We start from the raw sequence: 19,299 nt of genomic DNA on the forward strand, positions 1-19,299 counted from the left end.
TTAGTCCAAACTTCATGGCTGGCGGGCACATGCTGGTAACTGGTTAAGTTACCAGCAGGTCCGCCCATGGCACGTGAAACGACATCACGGCAGATCCCTCTGCAGGTCGCCCGGTTTGCGTCACTGAAAACGGTGAGCGGGCTGGCCGCGCTGTGCCTGATTGCCATTGTTGCGGCCGCGCCCGTGCCGGATGCAATCCAGGCGCAACTCTGTATCCTGACGATTGCAACCTATTTCGTGATGGGTTGGCTGCGCCCAACGGGCGGGCCGTTTCGCGTGTTCGTGGCGCTGCTCATCATCTTCACCAGCACGCGCTACATGATCTGGCGTGTCACGGAGACGATGCCGTCAGACTCGGCGCTGTCGATCGCGGGGGGCATCTTCCTGCTCGGGGCAGAGAGCTATGGCTATGTCCTTCTGCTTCTGTCCACATTCCTGTCGGTTGACGTTTACAAACGCCCGCCCCGGCCTGCGCCGGTATCGGCGAGCCGGTCGCCCACGGTCGACATTCTGGTGCCGAGCTATAACGAGCCCGATGAATTGCTGGAAGTGACACTGACGGCCGCGCTGAATGTCATTTACCCGGCAGGCCGGATGAATGTTTATCTTCTCGACGATGGCGGGACGGTGGCCAAGCGGGCACACGCAGACCCGGTCAAGGCGGCGGAAGCGGCAGAGCGGCATGAGCGCCTCAAGGCGATGTGCGAGCGCCTGGGCGCGCACTATCTGACGCGGGAAAAGAACGATCACGCCAAGGCCGGAAACATCAACGCCGCGCTGGCCAGGACCAGCGGCGAGCTGATCCTGATCCTCGACGCCGATCACGTCCCTTCGGCGGATATCCTTGTGCGGACCGTGGGGTATTTTGTTGAAGACCCCAAAGTCTTCCTCGTCCAGACGCCGCACTTTTTCCTCAACCCCGATCCGCTTGAGCGCAATCTGGGCACATTCCGCGAGATGCCCAGCGAGAACGAGATGTTCTATTCGGTCATCCAGCGCGGGCTTGACGGGATCAATGCGTCGTTCTTCTGCGGGTCGGCGGCCGTGCTGCGGCGCGAGCTGATCATGGAGATCGGCGGCATTCAGGGCGATACGATCACGGAGGACGCGGAGACCGCGCTGGAGCTTCACGCGCGGGGCTATCGAAGCGTCTATGTAGACCGGCCCATGGTGGCGGGTCTTTCGCCCGAGACATTCTCCGGTTTCATCGTTCAGCGGATGCGCTGGACACAGGGGATGATCCAGATCTTCCTTCTGAAGAACCCCCTCCTCAAGAGGGGGCTGACGCTTTCGCAACGCATCGGCTATCTCAATTCCTGTTTTTACTGGTTCTTCCCGCTGGCGCGGCTGACGTTCATCCTCGCGCCGCTGCTCTATCTGCTGCTGGGCGTGCAGGTCTATGTTGGCGACTTCTCCGACTTCCTGATCTATGGCCTGCCGCATATCGTCGGTGCCCTGATGCTCTCGTCGATCCTTTACGGGCATACGCGCTGGGCATTTGCCTCCGAACTTTATGAAGTTGTCCAGTCGATCCATTGTTCGGGTGCCATTCTCCAGGTGCTGCGCAATCCCCGCGCGCCGAGTTTTGCCGTGACGCCCAAGGGCGAGAATCTGAGCGAGAACTTCATTTCACCTCTGGCGCGGCCGTTTTACGTCCTCATCGCGCTGGTCGGGCTGGGGCAGGTGGCGGGGCTGGTGCGCCTGTTTGTGGATCCGGTCGGCGCCGGTGTCATCACGGTGCTGCTGCTATGGAACACCTTCCACCTCCTGCTGCTGATCGCCGCCCTCGGCGTATTGTACGAGCGCTCGCAGCAGCGCTCTTTCCCGCGATTTGAAATCAGCCGGGACGTTCGCCTGGCGCAGGCGGGCCGGGACGTAGCCGCGCAGATGACGGATGTGTCGATCACCGGCATGGGCTGTCTCATCCCCAACGGCGCGGGCGGGCAGGTCAGCGTCGGCGACATGCTGACCGTGGATGCAAGGGAGCTGGGCGCGTCGAGTGCCTCGATGCTCAAGCTCAAGGTGCTTTCGGTATTCGATGCGCCCGAAGGCCAGAAGCTCGGCCTGAGCTTCGTCATCGAAACCCGCGAGCAATGGGCCGTTGTCGTCACCCTGATGTATGCGCGCAGCGAGAACTGGAAACAGTTTCGCGATACCCGCGCCAATGCCAAAGATATGGGCGCGAAAATCGCCCGTCTCATCCAGTCCAGCCTTTTTCAGGCGGTCAGCCACATCCGCGTCATTACACGGGAATTACGCTCATGAAGTCTTTCGTCTGTTCTGCCGCCATTGCGGCGACGCTCGCTTTGTCGCTCGGCCAGGCCCCGGCCTATGCCCGCCAGCCGGTTGCCGAAGAAGCGACGCTGGACATTTATGCCCGCTACCGGGAAAATCCCCGGGTTTCGACCGAGCGCCTCGAGAACGGTCTCTGGCGCGCCCGCCTGCCGCTGGCGGCGCTGCGCGCGGGGCCCGGCGCCATTCACCTGGCGGGCTCCTATGCGAGCGAGGAAGTGTCCTTCGCGGTTGCCCCGCAGGCTGACATAAAGGAAGCGCGGGTCATCCTGCGGCATGTCAGCGGGCGCTCCCAGCAGGGACAAAGCCCGCAGATCCGGCTCGGCATGAATGGCCAGTTCATCGGTCAGCTTGACGGCGTGACAGAGCGGGCCGCTGCGATCAACGAGGTCGTGCTTGACCCCTTAATGCTGCGGGCTGGCTATAACGCACTGCGCATTGATGCGGTTCAGCGCTACACGCTCGACTGCCAGGACAACAGCGCCGCCGAGCTGTGGACCGAGATCGACACGTCTCGCTCATATGTCGAGATCATCTATGCGCGCCCGCAATTTGCCGCGACGCTGGCCGATCTGGGCGCGGTGGTTTCTGCCGGTGTCGGCGGGGTCGACAAGCTCGGCATTCTGACGCCCGGGGCAGATGCCGAGACCCTGCGCTGGGGCGCGCTGGCCTCGCAGGCCGTCGGTAACCGGCTGGGCTACCGGCTTCCGGACATCTCGATGCTCTCCGCCCTTGGTCGGGATAGTGACGGGGACGGGCAGGATGTCATCGCCTTCGGTACGCCCCAGCAGCTTGCAGGGCTTGCCCCTGCCGGTCTTGCGGCCCTCAGGGAAGGCGACTCCTGGCTCTCCATCGGTCCCTCGCCGGCGGACCCGTCGCGGTTCCTGATCATTGCCGCCGGACATACGCCGGAGGCGATCGAAGGCGCGCTGCGCACCCTGGCATCGGACGGCTTCCCGCTCTCGGCCACCCCTTCGGCCATCATCAAGGCGTCGGACGTGCCCGGGGCTGTCGCAAGCGGCGGGCGTCTGCCGCTGCGCGCCGATTCCAGATATGTGTTCCGCGATATTGGCCTGGATGGCGCCGCCGTTCTCGGTCAGGAGCAGGGCAGTGCCCGGCTCTCCTTCGCGCTTCCGGCAGATGTCCGCTTTGATGCAGATGAAGACGCGATCCTGATGCTCGACTTTGCCTATGGCGCCGGGCTTGATGATCGCTCCGTGGTCAACATTCTCGTGAATGGCGCGTTTGAGCGGGCCGTGCGCCTGACCAATTCCGATGGCGAAGTCGTACCTGGCTATGAAGTTGAATTGCCGGCCAGTTCGCTGCGCCCCGGCTGGAACTCGGTGGATTTCCAGGTGGAACTGTCGTCTCCGCAACAGGGGGCGTGCGCGGCCGGTAACGCCCGCAATCTCGCCTTCACCCTGAAGGGCACCTCGACCCTGACCCTGCCGCCGGCCGGCCAGTTTGCCGAGTTGCCAAACCTCGCCCTGCTGCGCGAGGCCGGTTATCCCTTCACCGGGCTTGAGGACGCGCCGATGACGATCCGGGCGGCGGACGCGTCTGCCGAGACGATGGCCAGTGTCTGGACGCTGGCAGCACGCCTTGGGCAGATCAACGGAACAGTCTTTACAGAAACGGATTTCGGGATCGGGCTCGACCTGCCCGATGCCAACACGCTGCTGGTCGGCGCGCGGCCGCAGCTCGGCGGCTTCCAGCCACTGCAGACGCTCAAACTGCCTGAAGCGGGCGGGTTCAGCCGTCAGCTGAACCTGGTGGACCTTGGCGACAACGGCCTGCTGGCCGGCGGCGAATCTCCCGCGCATGACGGGCGTCTGGTCATGGTGGTCACAGCAGAAACCGATGCGCAACTGCTGGCCTCTGTGCGCTCCCTGGTCGAGCCGAGCCATTGGAGCCAGCTCAATGGCGGCGCCGCGGTGTGGCGCGAAAACGCTGCCACACTTGTCTGGGCGCAGGCAGATGCCGGCTTCACGCTCGGCAGAAGCCCGTCGGTTGAGCGGCTGCGCATCGCCGGGCTCAGTGGCTCCTGGGCCTGGATCTTCTCGATCGCCACGATCCTGTTCGCCATGGCTGCCGGCCTCGCCCTGATCGCACGTCACATGCGCAAGCAGATCGGCGGCAAGTGATCAGGCCGGTCGCTTCCCTGCGCGGCTGTCTGGCCGGCGCCTGCGCCATGCTCGCTCTGGGCATGAGCGCGCAGGCTGCGCCGGATATGAAGCGGGAAGGGGTATTCTCCATTGGTATTCCTGCAGCAGATATGGCCGTGGATGCCGGGCCGGCCCCTCTGACGCAGGCAGAGCCGGGCGGGGAAGATATCAACGCCGTCTGGGTGCTGGGGACGGAAGGAAAATGGGAAGAGGCCGCCGGCCGCCTGGAGGCTCTGCGCGGTCGGTATGGCTTCTGGCAGGCGCCGGCCGGCCTGGTGGAGTTCATTTCATCCGGACAGCGGGAACAGAAGCTGCGCGCAGCGCTGGCCGCCGAAGACTGGAGCGGTGTGCTCAGCTTTCTGCCGCCCCCGCCCGCGCAGGGGTGCGAGCGGCCCGATCATCTCTGGGCCCGGGCCGGTTCGCTGCAAGGGGTGGAAGATCTGCCGGGCCTTGAGGCATTTTATATTCGTGAGCTGACTATCTGCCGCGATACCGCGCAGGTCGCCGCGCTGGCAGTGCGCGCCGCCGGGACGCTGAACGCAGAGGGCCTCTCTGCTCTGGTGCAGCTGCCGTCCCTCTCCGGCAGCGATGTGCCGGAGGTCCGCAAGGCCCATGCGGGGCTGGTGCAGGCCAAAGCCCGGCTGGAATTTGCCGCGGCAAAGGCTGCGGGCGATGCGGACGCGGCAAGTACCATCGCTGAGCGCTCGGGGGATGCCGCCCTTCTGGCTGAGGCGGGCTGGCTACTTCTGGAAACAGATGCCGCCCGCGCGGCCACGCATTTCAGCAAGGCGCTGGCGCCTGCTGACGACGCAGCCACGCGCCGCGGCCTCATCCTGGCTGCTCTGAAGCAGCAGGACTTTGCCGGCGCCCGCTCGGTCATTTCCGCTGCGACCACCAGCCATCCCTATACAGACCTTCTGGCTCAGGCAGATCTGGGCGAGGCGCGCCTGCTTCGCGATCATGGCCAGGCCCGGCGCGCCGCCGACATGGCAGGCCGGGCTGCACGGCTTGACCCCGCCCTGGCCGCCGAGGCCGAAGCAATCAGTGGCGGCGCCCTGCTGGATGCCGCCGGAGCTGCTTATGACAGCGGTGATTTTGCCGGCGCTTTTGCCTTTGCCCGCAAAGCCGCGGCCTATCCGTCGGTGCGCCGCGCAGCCGACATGCGCGCTGCCTGGGCTGAGCTTCAGACGGGCGATGCCAGCGGCGCCGCCACGTCGTTCAGCATCCTTTACCGCGCGGTGCCCGATGAGGAGGCTGCGGAAGGTTTTGCCCTCGCCGCGCAGAAGGCAGGAAAGCTGGGGTCGGCCGAAGCTGTCGCCCGCGCGGTTGGCGGGCCGCTCGGCCAGAAAGTGCAGGCCCAGTATGCCTCTGCAGCCTTCTATACAGGCGATTATCTGACCGCCCGTGCGCTGGCGCCCGAAACCTATGCTGCCCTGGGCGGAATAGAGCGCACCCTTTACCGCCAGACGCTGACCCTGCGCGAGCAGGACGGCGCGCCGGGCGAGAACAAGATGACCGGGCTTGCTTCTGTCACCTCCGTTGAAGCCGTGCGTGGCACGAGCCGGTATGAAGCGGGCCTTACCCTCTACAAGATCGACAATGGCGGCGCCGGCGAGGAAACCTTCGCTGCCCCCCACCTTGCCTGGACCAGGGAAGGGGAGACCAGCCTTGCCGCACGCATCGGCCTGATGCCAGTCGGCAGCGCGCCAGGGGCTGAGGTCACCGGCGAAGTGGCCGCCGTTCGCAGTTTCGGTAAGCACAGCGCCGAAGTGCGGGCCTATGTTCGCCCGCGAACAGACAGTCTGCTGTCTTTCTCCGGCAATGCAGATCCGGCGGGGGCCGATACTGGCCCCGTCGCCGAGACCGGCGCACTGGTGCGCGGACGGTTCGATGCCGGCGGGGGGCGCGCGGTTCAGGCAGAAGTGTCCGCCGCCTCGATCGAAGGGCGCGGCAGAGTTGAGAATACCATGGTTTCGGCAGGCCTGTCCGCATCGCAGGCCATCGGCGCGAAGGGCTTTGACTATCTGGTCACCGGCCCGTTCTACCAGTTCCAGGCCTATGACCGGAACACCAACTTCTATTCGGCAGGCAATGGCGGCTATTTCAGCCCGCAGCAATTCCATCGCGCCGGCTGGTCGCTGAACGCCCGGACGCAGGCGCTGAAGGACTGGATCGTGAAGGCAGACGCGGCGCTTGCCTATGAAGATGTCCGCGAAGATGCCGGTGTTCAGTTCCCGGTGCTTTCCGGCCCGGCCACAGCGCTCGGGGGCGGCTCAAGTGCGGGCCTTGCCGGCTCGCTCGATCTCTCGCTGGCCCGCAAACTCAGCCGCGATGTCATTATTTCTGCCAATGTGTCGGTCACCGCGTCCAGGGCATTTGAAGATGTCCGCACCGGGATCGGCCTTGTCTGGGTGCCCGGCGGGCGCGCAGCGCTTGTGCCGTCAGACCTTGCCACAGATCCCTTCTCACCTGGCTCCTGGATTCGGCCATGACCTCTCAGACGATCTCTCCTTCCTTTGCCGCCCTGAAGCGCAATGATCCGGTTCTGGTGCGCGCGCTTCAGGCCGTCACCTTCGGCGGGCTGGTGCTGGGGATGTTGCTCTATGCTTTCATTGCGGTACGCAGTGATGTGGCCGCCAGCCATCGCCATCTTGCCGATGCGGCGTCCGCTGGCCAGCTCGCTGCCGAGGCAGAGCTTGCCCGTATCGATGCGGCCGCTGAACGCGCCCTGCCACTGGTGGCTGGAACGCTGGGCGCGGATGTTTCCGCCAGCGCGCTGCGCGCGGCCAGAAACAAGGTTGGCGAGATCCTTGCCTCGTCTCCGGTTTCCGCCATTGCGGTGATGGATGGCAGGGGCGGGGTTATCTCCGTATTCGGGCAGATGCCTGCCGATGCGGTGGGCCGTCTGGCGCCGCCCGCCCAGAGCCAGAGGGCAGGGCGTGAGCTCTTGCAGCTTGATTTCGCCAGCATTTCCAGCCACCGGGCTGCGTATTTCAGCGCTGTGGAGCTGTCTTCCGGGGCACGTGTCCCGGTCGTGTTCATTCTGCGCGCCGGCGCCTTTCGGGCCGCGCTCGATGCGGCGCCCCCGGCAGCGCGCGGCGCGCGGGCTGCGCTTCTGAATGTGGATGGCGCGATCGTCCTGTCCAGCGCGCCTGGGAAGGACGGATTTTCCGCGGCAGACGGATCGCTCGCCACGCGCGCTGCCAATGGGCAGCGTCTCTATACGGAAGAGACACTTGTCAGCGAAGAAGTGGCCGGCGCAGAGCAGGGCACCCTTCTGGAATTCCGGCCCGTGGCCGGTGGCCGCCTGCATCTGGCCTATATTGGCACCGAGCCATCGGTGCAGAGCGCAATTGCTGCCCGGCAGTGGGAATTCCTGGCGCTCGCCGGGGCCACGCTGCTGGCGCTGGTCCTGGCGCTGTCGCTGATCCAGAATGAATGGCGCCGGGAAGATCGCGATACCGAGGATCTCAACCTGGCGCTGGCCCAGGCCAGGGCAAGCAGCAACCTGCTGGACGCCGGGGTGATCGACTGGTCGGTCGCCGACGGACGGGTGACCTATTCTGATGGCTGGGCCGAGCGGTTTGCCCGCGGATTGAAGCCTGCATCAGAAGAGGCTTTTGACTGGATTGCCCGCATCCATCCCGAGGATCAGGCAAGCGCCCGCGAAATTTACCAGCTGATGCTGGACGGGGCTGCGCAGGATATCGAACACCGCATCCGTGTCCGTCTGCCTTCAGGCTTGTGGGTCCAGGTCCTGGAACGGGGCCGGATGATCGGGGATGCCGAGGGGCGCCCCGCCCGGATCGTTCTGGTCCAGACCCTGGAAGCGGCCGATGGCGGCGCGCTCAAGCAAGCCATCAGTGGGCTGACCGATAGAAGGGTTCAGGCAGCCACCGGATAAGCGCCCGCGTGAAGGGTCTGTCCAAAGGGGGAAAAACCGGATGCAAAGGCGTGCATGCAGTCAGCAAGGGGCCGCCCACCGACCGCGCGCCTTCAAATCACAAGCATAAAGACAAGACTATAGATTTTCGCCGCTCCGGTTTCAGGCCGGCTGGCAAACGAGCTTCTCTGCTGCGGGCCACAGGCGCCGGAGATCTAAACAGCCTTCCGGAGCCGTCCGGTGATGCGCAGTGCGTTCTCCTCGATAAGGCCAGCGGCTTGTTCGACATAACCGGCTGCGCTGCCGGGCAGCGCTTCTACGGCCCTGGTTACGCCGCCCCTCCTGGCGACACACTGGTCCACAAGTTCCTCTACCCGTTTGCGGACATCGGCCGGGCGGTAACTGACTGCCTTTGCAATGGCATCCCAATGATGCGCGCCCACCTCGCCCGGCTTGCGTCGCTTCCCGGCGATATTCTGGGCGAAGTACTGAACGACATTCGGCCAGGGGAGGACGGTGGACACATCGTAGAGCGGCGCGAGACGCGGCTCTGCTCCTACAGGCAGAAGGAGGGAGTAGTTTTTCGCGTGGGCGTCGGTGTTGGCGACGAGAATGTTGAAGATCGTCTGATCGAGCAATGAGAGGGCATCGGCTGGCGGCAGCTGACGGCCTGTCCGCAGCAGGGTTGCCAGATCGGGCCCTGGCCTTGTGCCGCGCTCATATTTTCGTCCGGGCGGGATACCATTTGCCTGGGCGAAATCTTCCTGATGTATCCGTTGCAGCGCGCCCGCCCGGCCGATGCGCCGGTCATAGCGCAGCACGCAGATTGCTTTCTGCCCGCCTGCAGGAAGGATCGACGCTTCGGCTGCAGGGATGCCGACCGCCCGCGCGAGGCGCAGGCAGTAGGTCTCGTTCTCGACGATACCCGGCAGGATGGGATTGCCCGGTTTGAGGATAACGGTCGAGGGCGCGCCGTGGCGCGGGACAGCCAGAACATCACCGTCGGCCGGCAGCCTCAGAACAGGCGTGCCGCCGGCGTCGAGCACGGCGAGCGCCGATTTCTTCTGCCCGCCTGCGAGGGAGAGCCGGACGCCTTCTTCCCCGGCAAGAAAGGGACGATGTTGCAGGTCATCGAAATGGCGTTCCAGGGCGGCTTCAGGATCGGCTTCCTGGTAGAACTCTGTGAGCGGGGTATAGGTCCACGCCGCCGGCTCGGAGGGCGCGCCGAAAGAGAGCGCGCCGGCCGTGTCCCCGCCGATCTCGTTGAGGATGGCGAGCGTGTCTGAACGGTCGAGCCCCAGGGAGCGGGTCAGGATGGACAGCTGCTCTTCTTCGGGAAGGAGATTGGCGAGCCAGGGGGAGATCACGTCAGACGGGTAGGGCGCCTGCCGGAGAGGCAGGGTAAGGGACAAAGGGAAGGCGCCCTGGGTGGCCAGCCATGCAGACGTATAGGCAAAGCCCAGCGCCCCGTCCTCTGCAACCTTAACATCGCCGACGTGCAGCGCGTCAAACCAGACCGGCACGGCCTTGCTCATGTGTAGTCACCCAGATCATACCCGCCGGGCCTGACGGCGGCAGGCTGGGAGGCGCCGTCTTCCCGCTCCTCAAGCAGGTCGCCCGCGCTGACCCGCAGGGCGGCGGCGATCCTGCAGAGGGTGGTCAGGCGCAGATCACGCTGGCCGGTTTCTATCAGGGACAGCGCTGATGTACTGATGCCGCTGAGACGGGCGAGCTCATGCAGATTCAGGCCGCGCGCCCCGCGGGCTGCGCGGATCCGGCCTCCGGTCCTGATGAGGCGGTCCTGGTCTGTGTCGTGAGGCATTCCGATCATCCGGTTTATTGCATTCGGTAAAAGTACGGCCATATCAGCCTCAGGACAACTTGTTTTACCGAAATCAATAAAATTTGTCCTGTCGGGCGCAGTGAGAAGGATAATTTATCTAAATCGATAAATGCGGCCCGGTTCCAGCGCATCTCGCGAAGAGCATGATCATGATCTGAGAATTGTCTCGCATCTCAGATGCGCGAAAATTGCATGGCTCTCTATTTGGTCGGTGAGACAACTGACGCCAGACGCGCGCATCAGCACGCGAAGGCCGGTGAGTTGATCCAATCCGGTTTCAGTTTAACCTTTTAGACCATTCGGACATCTGGCTGTAGCATTTGATGTGCTTTGGTGGCGACATGGAAAACCGCGCCAAGATGCAGAGACCAGAGATGCCGGACGAGTTTATCGACCTCGAATACGATCTGCATCGTGTCGAGGCCAGCCGGGGTGTTCTCGAGCTCGCGGTCCGGCAGCTTCGGGCGTTTGCGCTTTGCCTGATGTCCAGCCGCACTGAAGTCGATGACATGGTGGAAGACACGCTGATGCTCTTCCTGGCGGAGGACCGCATCCTTCGCGAGAGTGATGCCTGCTTTGCCGAACTGCTTGATGTGTTCCGCCGAGTGCATGGGCGGGCGATGCTTATCCAGGGCGCGCGGCCCCCGCCCGAGAGGCAATATGCCGGCTATCTGCAGCTTCCGATGCCTGAGCGGGAAGTTGCTGCCCTCGTCATCGGCGGCGGCATGACGCTGCATCTGGCGGCAGGTCTGCTGAAGATACCAGCGCAGGAGGCAGAGCGCCTCCTCGACAGCCTTCGCCGGCGGCCTGGTTCGTCCAGTCTTCCGGAGTGGCCATTCCTTCGGGCAGGGTCTACTGATCAAGCTTCGCATCGGGACGGCGACCCGGTCTGACATTCTATTCGGAAGAGCTGGGGAAAATGTGGCTGGAGAAAGTGCATTTTTCCAGGATCATCCTGATCCTCAGCTGATCGTTGATCCGGAAACCCGGAAAATTCTGGCGGCCAATGGCGCGGCATCGGCCGCTTACGGATATGATGTTGCTGCATTTCCGGCGCTTTGCCTGGAAGACATTGATGAGGCAGGGGCGCAGTTCCGGCTCGATATGGCCGAAGGGCCGGAAATCCGCAATCACCGGCGCTGCGATGGCGAAATCTTCAGTGTCCGGGTCCGGCAGCGTAACTTTCAGAAAGATGGGCGCAAGGCCGTGCTGCTCGTCATTCAGGACATCGCGACCCTTGTCGACTCTCTGGGGCCTGACAGGGAAAAAGCCGAAGAAGGCCTCGCGCGCCGGCAGGAACAGGAGGTCAATCTCAGGGTCGCACAACGCCTGCTGAAGATCGGCTTCTGGAAGTATGAAATCGGCAACAGGAAGCTCGTCTGGTCGCCAAGCCTCTATGACATGGCCGGTATCCAGCCACACGAATTCGACGGCACACTGGAAAGCTATGTAAAAATTCTTTATGCAGATGATCAAGATCAGGCGGCGCTCGCGGTTCAAGCGCTCGACAGCCCCGATGTTACCTACCATGCGTTCGAGCGCCGGATAACCCGCAAGGACGGAAGCATCATCTACGTAAAGGGTGTCGGTGAACGCACGCAGACCTATTCTGGCGATGTCATAACAGGCGTGGTGCAGGATGTGACCGCTGAAAGGCAAAGGGAAGGCCAGCTTCGCCTGCTTGGCGCCTCGATCGAAAGATTGAACGACATTGTCGTGATCCTGCGCGTTGATCCCTCCCTTCCCGGAACAGATGCGCCGATTGTGTATGTCAATTCGGCGTTCGAGCGGATTACGGGATATTCCCAGAAGGACATGATCGGGCGTCCGCTTTCCTTTATCCTTTCATATGCGGAGCCAAAGATTGACCCGCGCGCAATGGAGTCGACGCTGAATTCCGGGCAGTCATTGCGGCTGGAGCTGGTTGGTCCGGTTACGGCAGACAAATGGACAACCTGGGACGTTGAGCTCCTGCCTGTTGCCGACGTCCATGGAAAGTATTCGCACTGGGTGGCAGTTGCCCGGGACATTACCGACCGGCGTCTGGCAGAAAAGCGCGCTGCCATCAATGAAGACCGGTTCCAGCTTGTCAGCCGCTCGACGGCTGATGTTGTCTGGGAGTGGGATGTCATCACAGACACGTTCGTCTGGAGTGAGGCCTTTGACAAACTGACGGGCACGCCTGGCGCCCACCTTGAAGTCGAATTCGACGCCTGGAGCCGTCGGGTTCATCCCGAAGACCGCAGCCGGGTGGTTGCAACATTGCGTCAAACGGTTTCATCTCCTTTCTCGCAGAGCTGGTCGGACGAATACCGGTTCCTGCGCGACGATGGAAGCGAACGAACCATCCTCGACCGGGGTTTTGTCGTTCGGGATGATACCGGGCGCGCGGCACGGATGATCGGCACCATGATCGACCTTACCGAACGCCGGGCCAGCGAGCAGCGGACCAGGGAGTCCGAGCGGCTCGAGGCTGTGGGCCAGCTTACCGGCGGCGTTGCGCATGATTTCAACAATCTGCTCACGGTCATTCTCGGGAACAGCGATATTTTGCGGGACAAGCTGGAGGATCCGGCGCTTCGCAGGATGGCGGAGCTCATCCATCTGGCGGCAAGCCGGGGCTCAGACCTGACGCGCCGCCTGCTGGCATTTGCGCGTCGTCAGCCGCTCAAGCCGCAGCGTGTCTGCCTGAACGAGAGGACAGGCTCGGTTCATGCGCTTTTGCGCGGCGCGCTCGATGCCCGCATCCGCGTGCGCCACGCTCCGTCGAGCGATCTTTGGGGCGCGCAGGTCGATCCCGGCCAGTTTGATGTCGCCATACTCAATCTTGCGTTCAATGCGCGCGATGCAATGCCGGACGGGGGAACGCTCAGCCTTTCAACAGAAAATCTGCGCGTACGCGGACGTTCCGGGATGGAGCGGGAAGGGGTACCTGCCGGAGACTATGTCTGCGTCACCGTAAGCGATACCGGGACGGGTATGACGGAGGAAACCCTGCGCCGGGCCTTCGAGCCCTTTTTTACGACCAAGCCGGCGGGCAAGGGCAGCGGCCTTGGCTTGAGCATGGTGTATGGATTTGTTCGCCAGTCCGGCGGACATGTGCTGATCCTGTCCCAGCCCGGAGACGGCACGGCGGTAAGACTATTCTTCCCCAGAACGGCTTTGAAAAAGCAGGATGACGCCTTGCCTGCGCCAGAGCCTTTGGAGGCGCGCGGTCCTGAGACGGGAAGTGTGCTGATTGTAGAGGACGACCCGCTCGTGCGCGAGCATGCCGCCCATAGTTTCGAAGCGCTGGGCTATTCTGTCTGCCTGGCAGCCTCGGCAGCCGACGCGCTGGAAATCCTCGAAACAGGACCGGACATATGCCTTCTTTTTACGGACGTTATTCTCGGAGAAGGAATGAACGGGATCGAGCTTGCAGCAGAAGCCGGGCGCCGGCGGCCGGAGCTGAAAATCCTCTACACATCCGGCTACGTTCCCGGAGACTACGGGGTAGGCAGCCCGCTTGAAAAGGGCGCGGAAATGCTTCGCAAACCCTATGATCGGGAAGAACTTGTCAGGAAGCTGGGCCGCCTCAAAAAAAGCCCGCCATCAGGACATTAAGGCGTTCTGGCGACGATCCTGTATCCGATACCGCGCGCGGTTTGCAGAGCCTGCCCTGCGCCAGGATCGAGTTCTTCAAACTTGTGCCGCAACCGGCTGACATAGGTTTCGAGGACCTTCTCTCCTTCCTTGTAGGGGCGGCCAAAGGCGTGAAGATAAAGGCCGTCTCGGCCGACGGGCTTTCCGGCAGCAGCAATAAGGGCATCCAGGAGACGGGCTTCGGCATGCGTGAGGTCTGTCCGGGATGAGCCCAGCTGCAGGACATGCTCGGCTGCCAGATATTCGATATTCCCGATCTTGACGAGTGATCCTCTGCCCTCAATGGCGGGCAATGGGGCTCGCCGCAAAATCCGGCTGGCCCGGGCATGCAGTTCCCTGGCGCTGGTGGGTTTGAGGACGTAGTCATCGATGCCGCGATTGATCAGATCAGCGCGAAAGTCCGGGTCGCCCCAACCCGACAGCATGATGATCGGGACATCGCTGATCTCCCGGATTTCAGTGAGTATCTGTGAGCCGGATGCGTCGGGAAGCTGGAGATCGAGGATGACACAGTCGACGGCAAGGAAGCGCGGCGAAAAGAGGAAGGGCTTGAGGGCCGCAAAGGAGTCAAACGCATGGAACGCGTCGGCCGGCTCTGGCCAGCCGAGGGTTATGGTTTCGAGGACCATGGGGTCGTCATCGACCAGCACTATGCGCATTGCCTGCTCCGGTTTCGACCGGTTTCTGAAAACCCGTCAGCGCTGAAGGCGGTGGTGTAAAACTGTGCAGCCTCAGGTTTACAGAGGAATAACATTCTTTGCCGGATTCTGCGCTTTGGCAAAATCACCCATATGGGGGGTCCAGAAACCGCGCCGGCCGGGAACCTGTTAACAGGACCGCTGAATAATTTATCACTTTATCCGGACGCGGAGTGGAACTGAATCCTGCCTGCTGCGTATTTACGGGCAGACCGGGAAGACGCGCGGCGAAGCTTCCTCCCCCTACACAGCCCGCATGGCGCTGTCTTTCCGGTTCGCTTGCGTCGCTTCTCGATGCCATCCGGCACGAAGCGATTGTCTGACCCCGCCACATGCACCTCCCGCGTGCATGCCCGGCGGGTCAGCGCCTGTCGCAGAAGCGCAGGCGGGTCGAGCGGAACCTGACGGATGCCGTAACCGCGAGGTTGCGGACCTCATCAGAAAGGGAAGGGCCCGGAGCTTTGGCCGCGTCGCCGGACAATCGGGTTGGCACGTCTCTCAGGCAGGAAGTTTCCGGTATGAAAAAGCCGGTACAGAGCCTCCCGTACCGGCTTGATCCATTGTATTGAGACTAACACGCCCTGCCGTCCTGGGCGTGTTTTCCCGGTTCGGCCAGGCAGGGCCTAGTCCTTGGCACGCTCCAGATAGGTGCCGTCTTCGGTATTGATCACGACGCGCGTCCCGACCCCGATATGGGCGGGCACCATGATGCGCACGCCGTTTTCGAGAATGGCCGGCTTGTAGGAGCCCGAAGCGGTCTGTCCTTTGACAACCGGTTCTGTTTCCACGATCTCGGCAGTGAAACGCGCTGGCAGGCTGATCGAAACCGCCTCGCCGTTGAACATCTGCAGGGTAACGGGCATGTTTTCCTGAAGGTAGGGCGCGCCGTCACCGACCATGGCACCCGACACGGTGACCTGCTCGAAATTGGCCGAGTTCATGAAGACGAAATTGTCGCCTTCCGGGTAGAGATAGGTGTGCTCGACCTCTTCGACGAAAGCCTTTTCGAGCTTTTCGGAGGTCTTGAACGTGTTGACGACCTTGATGCCATCGGAAATGCGCCGCATTTCGATGGTGGTGGTCGGCGTTCCTTTGCCGGGGCGGAAGGATTCTGCCTTGAGGACGACATAGAGCTGGCCGTCCGTGTATTCGATAATGTTGCCTCTGCGGATATCCGCTGCGATTTCAACGGCCATGGGGTGTTCCTGAGTTGCGGGAGCGAAACGGCCGCTATATACCGCCTCCGCGCCATTTGGCCAGCCGCATGCTGTGGCTTTTCAGTCTGGCCCGGCCGGTCGCGCCCGACCCTTGACCCCTGGAACAGCCCCTATGGACGCATCTGGATGGTGGAATCCTGAGGAACATGCCCGCCGCCGTAGCCATTTGCTGGCCCGGGGACAGATCAAGGCTGCCCTGCGCCAATGGTTTGAAGCAGAAGGGTTTCTCGAGACAGAATGCGGCGCCCTGGTGGTTTCGCCCGGCAATGAGGCCCATCTTCACGCCTTCAGGACCGAGTTTGTGTTCGAGAACGGACAGACCCGTTCTCTTTACCTTCACACCTCCCCTGAATTTGCCATGAAAAAGCTGCTGGCTGCCGGGGAAACCCGGATTTTCGATTTTGCCCGGGCCTACCGCAACCGGGAGGCGGGCGGGCGCCATGCGCCGGAATTCACCCTGCTGGAGTGGTACCGCGCGGGCGCGGGCATGGCAGATGTCATGGACGACTGCATCGCGATTGCCCGGACGGCTGCGGCCGCGGGCGCCACCCGTCAGCTCCTCTGGAAGGGCGAGGTTTGTGATCCTTTTGCCGAGCCTGAAAAGATGACTGTGGCCGAAGCGTTTGACCGGTTTGCGAAGATCGATCTGGTGGACTGTCTGGAAGACGCCGGCCGTCTGCGCGCTGGCGCCCTTGCCGCCGGGGTCGGCGTTGCCGAGGGGGCCAGCTGGACGGATGTTTTCTCCGCCATTCTTGTCACCCGGATCGAGCCCCATCTCGGCAGGGACTGCCTGACATTCCTCTATCGCTACCCGGTCAGCGAGGCGGCGCTATCCCGGCCCGTACCGGATGATCCGCGGTTTGCTGAACGTTTTGAGCTCTACGCCTGCGGTGTTGAACTTGCGAATGGGTACCGGGAGCTGACCGATGCCACTATGCTTGAAGCGCGCCAGCGCGCCGAGATGGACCTCAAGGAGGCCCTCTATGGTGAAAGGTATCCGCTGGATGAAGGATTTGTTTCTGCCGTTGCGCATATGCCGGAAGCGAGCGGGGTTGCCCTCGGTTTTGACCGTCTGGTGATGCTGGCAAGCGGCGCTGCCTCGATCAACGATGTGCTCTGGACCCCGCCTGCCGTTTCGCAGGAGCAGGACATATGAAGCCGGTCACATTCAGGAGCCCTGAAGACCTTTTGTCTGCCGGTATCATTCCGGCCGGCGACATGGATATGATTGCGCGCGTGGCGGAGCAGTATGTGATCGCCCTGCCTGCGCCGCTCGCCGGGCTGATTGACAGGTCGGATCCGGCCGACCCGATCCGCGCCCAATATGTTCCGTCAAAGGACGAACTGTATACAAGGCCCGGAGAAGTGGACGATCCTATCGGGGACGAAGCGCACAGCCCGGTGCCGGGTATCGTTCACCGCTATCCCGACAGGGTGCTTCTCAAAGTAACCTCGACCTGCCCGGTCTATTGCCGTTTCTGCTTTCGCCGGGAGCGGGTGGGACCGGAAAAGGGCGCGCCGCTCGGCAAGGCAGAGCTTGAAGCGGCTTTTGCCTATATCGCGCAGCGGCCTGAAATATTCGAGGTGATCCTGACGGGCGGCGACCCGATGATCCTCTCGGCGACCCGGGCAGGCGAGATCACCCGCCGGTTTGAGGCGATCGAGCAGCTGAAGGTCATACGCTGGCACACGCGCGTGCCCGTTGCCGCGCCGGAACGTATCACGCCGGACTTTGTCGAAGCGATCCGGAGCCGGACGAAAGCGGTGTTCGTTGCCGTGCACGCCAATCACGCGCGGGAGTTCACCCCGGACGCGGTCAGGGCAGTCCGGCGGCTGGCAGAGGCGGGGATTTCGCTGGTGTCCCAGACTGTCCTGCTACGCGGCGTGAATGACCGTTTTGAGGACCTGGCAGACCTGATGCGCGCTTTCCTGGCCGCAGGGATCAAGCCCTATTACCTGCACCAGCTGGACGCTGCGCCGGGAACTTCGCATTTCCGGGTGCCGGTGGAGGAAGGCCAGGCACTGGTGCGCCGCCTGCGGGATGAGCTGTCGGGCCTTGCCACCCCGCACTATGTCGCCGACATACCCGGCGGGGTTTCCAAGGCCGTGATGAACCTGCCCGATATCGAGCGCCGCGGCGATGGCTTCCGTCTGCGGGGCAGGGACGATGCGGCCTACCTGCTGCCGGGGGAGACCGAATAGGCCTGCTCTTTCTGCTCGCGCGTGCGTCCGCCCGCCAGCAGGAGCAGCGCCACACACCCGATTGAGGTCGCCTGGCTGGAAAACAGTTCCAGCAACGCGGCAAACAGCCAGCTTGGCAGGGCAGCGCGACGGTCTGCCTGCAGAAGGATATTGCCCGATCCCTGGCCCAGCAGCTCGGCATTGGCCGCCTCAATCCGGGCGGTCAGATCGTCCCTGCGCTTTGCAAGGCCGAGTTCATTCTGCGCGTCGCGATAGGGTTTTTGCTCGGTGCGGCCAACCCTTTCGACCTCGGCGATGTAGGCTTCCAGCCCTTCAACCGAGCGGGTTTCGGGAGGAATGCCCTCCAGCTGGCGTCGCCAGTCCGCGATCTGGGATTCCAGCACGGCCCGGTTGGAACTGGCCGTCTCGATAATGGCTGCAGAGGCTTCGGCATTTCCGCGAATGTAGATTTCGGTCCCCAGAATCGAGGCGCCGGCGCCGACAAGGGCGAACAGCAAAGCCCGAGCGGCTTCCTTGAAACGCCGGTTGGCGCCGTGCCAGTAGACAAAGGTAAATCCGCCGAAGGAGATGATTGCGGCGATGACGCCCGCCCAGCCCCAGATGCGGCCCTGAACGGGATCGGCGACCGTCGACGAAAAGGCCTGGTAGTTTGCAAAACCCGACAGGCCGGCGGCGCCAAGACCTGCCAGCAGGAAAACCAGGGCGAGCGCGCCGATGATCATCCGCTCGCTGCGGCCCCGGCGTTTTTCCGCTTGCTGCGCTTTCAGGGCGGCGCGCCGCTCGGCGCGTTCGGCCTGGATTTCTTCAGGCGTCGGCAATCTCTGCTCGGGCCTGAGCTGAAGCACTTTGGCCTCGGTTTTCAGCACGGGATTGGCCGCGCGGGTCACTTCGGTGAATTCAGCATCTATCGGGCCGGGTCGCGTGAGTGCGTCCGCGCGCGGTCCAAGCGCCAGGGCGTCCCGCACGGCCGGGACCCTGTCTGGCGCCCGGGCGGTCTCAAGCTGCCGGATCAGGTCCCGCAGGGAGCCCTGGTCCCCCGTTCCACTGCACACATAAGCGTGTTTCTGCCAGTTCAGGATAAGGTTGTTGTCGCCAGATGCGGCGCATTCTTCGTGCAGGGGGCAGGGCAGGCGGGCCTCGCAGGTATCCTGGCTGACGTCGTCATCCAGTCCCAGCAACTCGGCAACCCGCTGCAATTCCTTCAATTGGCGCTCGTCGGCCATGTCGCCCCCCTTCACATCCGGACTTCACGCATAGAGGAAACTGCCTGTCACCGTCACCTGCCTGAGGCAATGCGATCACAAATGCGAATGGAACGCAGTGGAGGCGCATTTTCAACTTTAACCCCCCGCTGAGA

13 protein-coding genes are annotated in these 19,299 nt (G+C 63.1%); 8 read left to right on the forward strand and 5 right to left on the reverse strand.

The features are described from left to right. The first annotated feature begins 66 nt into the window (after window positions 1-66). The 4 genes from bcsA to KG722_RS05820 are packed head-to-tail and all read left to right on the forward strand — an operon-like array spanning window position 67 to window position 8,361. A complete protein-coding gene (gene bcsA, locus KG722_RS05805) occupies window positions 67-2,265 on the forward strand; it encodes a UDP-forming cellulose synthase catalytic subunit (protein ID WP_213270632.1) in 2,199 nt (732 codons plus the stop codon). Continuing rightward, window positions 2,262-4,436, forward strand: a complete 2,175-nt coding sequence (locus tag KG722_RS05810; protein ID WP_213270634.1) for a cellulose biosynthesis cyclic di-GMP-binding regulatory protein BcsB — start codon at window positions 2,262-2,264, stop codon at window positions 4,434-4,436. The genes bcsA and KG722_RS05810 overlap by 4 nt, the downstream gene beginning before the upstream one ends. Then, the gene (locus tag KG722_RS15400; RefSeq protein ID WP_213270643.1) at window positions 4,433-6,949 is read left to right on the forward strand and encodes a cellulose synthase subunit BcsC-related outer membrane protein; all 2,517 of its coding nucleotides are present in this window, start codon (window positions 4,433-4,435) and stop codon (window positions 6,947-6,949) included. The genes KG722_RS05810 and KG722_RS15400 overlap by 4 nt, the downstream gene beginning before the upstream one ends. Beyond that, on the forward strand, window positions 6,946-8,361 hold the full coding sequence (locus tag KG722_RS05820; RefSeq protein ID WP_213270645.1) for a PAS domain-containing protein: 1,416 nt from the start codon (window positions 6,946-6,948) through the stop codon (window positions 8,359-8,361). The genes KG722_RS15400 and KG722_RS05820 overlap by 4 nt, the downstream gene beginning before the upstream one ends. 194 nt (window positions 8,362-8,555) lie before the next feature. Here the strand turns inward: KG722_RS05820 and KG722_RS05825 are convergent, their stop codons facing one another. Next, complete coding sequence (locus tag KG722_RS05825; protein WP_213270647.1) at window positions 8,556-9,875, reverse strand: type II toxin-antitoxin system HipA family toxin; 1,320 nt, start codon at window positions 9,873-9,875, stop codon at window positions 8,556-8,558. Next, the gene (locus tag KG722_RS05830) at window positions 9,872-10,162 is read right to left on the reverse strand and encodes a helix-turn-helix transcriptional regulator (protein WP_213270649.1); all 291 of its coding nucleotides are present in this window, start codon (window positions 10,160-10,162) and stop codon (window positions 9,872-9,874) included. Before KG722_RS05830 ends, KG722_RS05825 begins: the two co-directional genes overlap by 4 nt. Window positions 10,163-10,542: 380 nt before the next feature. On the opposite strand from KG722_RS05830, the gene KG722_RS05835 reads away from it, so the two are divergent. Both KG722_RS05835 and KG722_RS05840 read left to right on the forward strand, forming a co-directional pair. Then, a complete protein-coding gene (locus KG722_RS05835; RefSeq protein ID WP_213270651.1) occupies window positions 10,543-11,076 on the forward strand; it encodes a hypothetical protein in 534 nt (177 codons plus the stop codon). A gap of 28 nt (window positions 11,077-11,104) precedes the next feature. After that, complete coding sequence (locus KG722_RS05840) at window positions 11,105-13,786, forward strand: PAS domain-containing protein (protein WP_213270653.1); 2,682 nt, start codon at window positions 11,105-11,107, stop codon at window positions 13,784-13,786. Here KG722_RS05840 and KG722_RS05845 read toward each other — a convergent pair. Continuing rightward, on the reverse strand, window positions 13,783-14,484 hold the full coding sequence (locus KG722_RS05845) for a response regulator transcription factor (protein ID WP_213270655.1): 702 nt from the start codon (window positions 14,482-14,484) through the stop codon (window positions 13,783-13,785). The two genes, KG722_RS05840 and KG722_RS05845, sit on opposite strands and share 4 nt — an antisense overlap. A 662-nt stretch (window positions 14,485-15,146) precedes the next feature. After that, window positions 15,147-15,719, reverse strand: coding sequence for an elongation factor P (gene efp, locus KG722_RS05850; RefSeq protein WP_213270657.1), 573 nt, complete (start codon window positions 15,717-15,719; stop codon window positions 15,147-15,149). A gap of 133 nt (window positions 15,720-15,852) precedes the next feature. Between efp and epmA the strand changes: the two genes are divergently transcribed. Together epmA and KG722_RS05860 are read left to right on the forward strand one after the other, a co-directional pair. Beyond that, a complete protein-coding gene (gene epmA, locus KG722_RS05855) occupies window positions 15,853-16,896 on the forward strand; it encodes an EF-P lysine aminoacylase EpmA (RefSeq protein WP_213270659.1) in 1,044 nt (347 codons plus the stop codon). Next, window positions 16,893-17,942 carry a lysine-2,3-aminomutase-like protein gene (locus KG722_RS05860; RefSeq protein ID WP_213270661.1) on the forward strand — a complete coding sequence of 350 codons (1,050 nt, stop codon included), beginning with the start codon at window positions 16,893-16,895 and terminating at the stop codon, window positions 17,940-17,942. The genes epmA and KG722_RS05860 overlap by 4 nt, the downstream gene beginning before the upstream one ends. On the opposite strand, the gene KG722_RS05865 is transcribed toward KG722_RS05860, so the two are convergent. Continuing rightward, a complete protein-coding gene (locus KG722_RS05865) occupies window positions 17,915-19,165 on the reverse strand; it encodes a hypothetical protein (protein WP_213270663.1) in 1,251 nt (416 codons plus the stop codon). The genes KG722_RS05860 and KG722_RS05865 overlap by 28 nt on opposite strands. Window positions 19,166-19,299: the final 134 nt, after the last annotated feature.

The organism is Hyphomonas sp. (assembly GCF_018402285.1).
Classification (GTDB): domain Bacteria; phylum Pseudomonadota; class Alphaproteobacteria; order Caulobacterales; family Hyphomonadaceae; genus Hyphomonas.

What these genes read in the sequence shown, in the direction of transcription:
- KG722_RS05820 (WP_213270645.1), top strand. Translation starts at nt 6,946, where the DNA reads ATGACCTCTCAGACGATCTCTCCTTCCTTTGCCGCCCTGAAGCGCAAT.
- KG722_RS05830 (WP_213270649.1), bottom strand. Translation starts at nt 10,162, where the DNA reads ATGCCTCACGACACAGACCAGGACCGCCTCATCAGGACCGGAGGCCGG.
- KG722_RS05860 (WP_213270661.1), top strand. Translation starts at nt 16,893, where the DNA reads ATGAAGCCGGTCACATTCAGGAGCCCTGAAGACCTTTTGTCTGCCGGT.
- KG722_RS05835 (WP_213270651.1), top strand. Translation starts at nt 10,543, where the DNA reads ATGCAGAGACCAGAGATGCCGGACGAGTTTATCGACCTCGAATACGAT.
- KG722_RS05865 (WP_213270663.1), bottom strand. Translation starts at nt 19,165, where the DNA reads ATGGCCGACGAGCGCCAATTGAAGGAATTGCAGCGGGTTGCCGAGTTG.
- efp (WP_213270657.1), bottom strand. Translation starts at nt 15,719, where the DNA reads ATGGCCGTTGAAATCGCAGCGGATATCCGCAGAGGCAACATTATCGAA.
- KG722_RS05845 (WP_213270655.1), bottom strand. Translation starts at nt 14,484, where the DNA reads ATGCGCATAGTGCTGGTCGATGACGACCCCATGGTCCTCGAAACCATA.
- KG722_RS05825 (WP_213270647.1), bottom strand. Translation starts at nt 9,875, where the DNA reads ATGAGCAAGGCCGTGCCGGTCTGGTTTGACGCGCTGCACGTCGGCGAT.
- KG722_RS05810 (WP_213270634.1), top strand. Translation starts at nt 2,262, where the DNA reads ATGAAGTCTTTCGTCTGTTCTGCCGCCATTGCGGCGACGCTCGCTTTG.
- epmA (WP_213270659.1), top strand. Translation starts at nt 15,853, where the DNA reads ATGGACGCATCTGGATGGTGGAATCCTGAGGAACATGCCCGCCGCCGT.
- bcsA (WP_213270632.1), top strand. Translation starts at nt 67, where the DNA reads ATGGCACGTGAAACGACATCACGGCAGATCCCTCTGCAGGTCGCCCGG.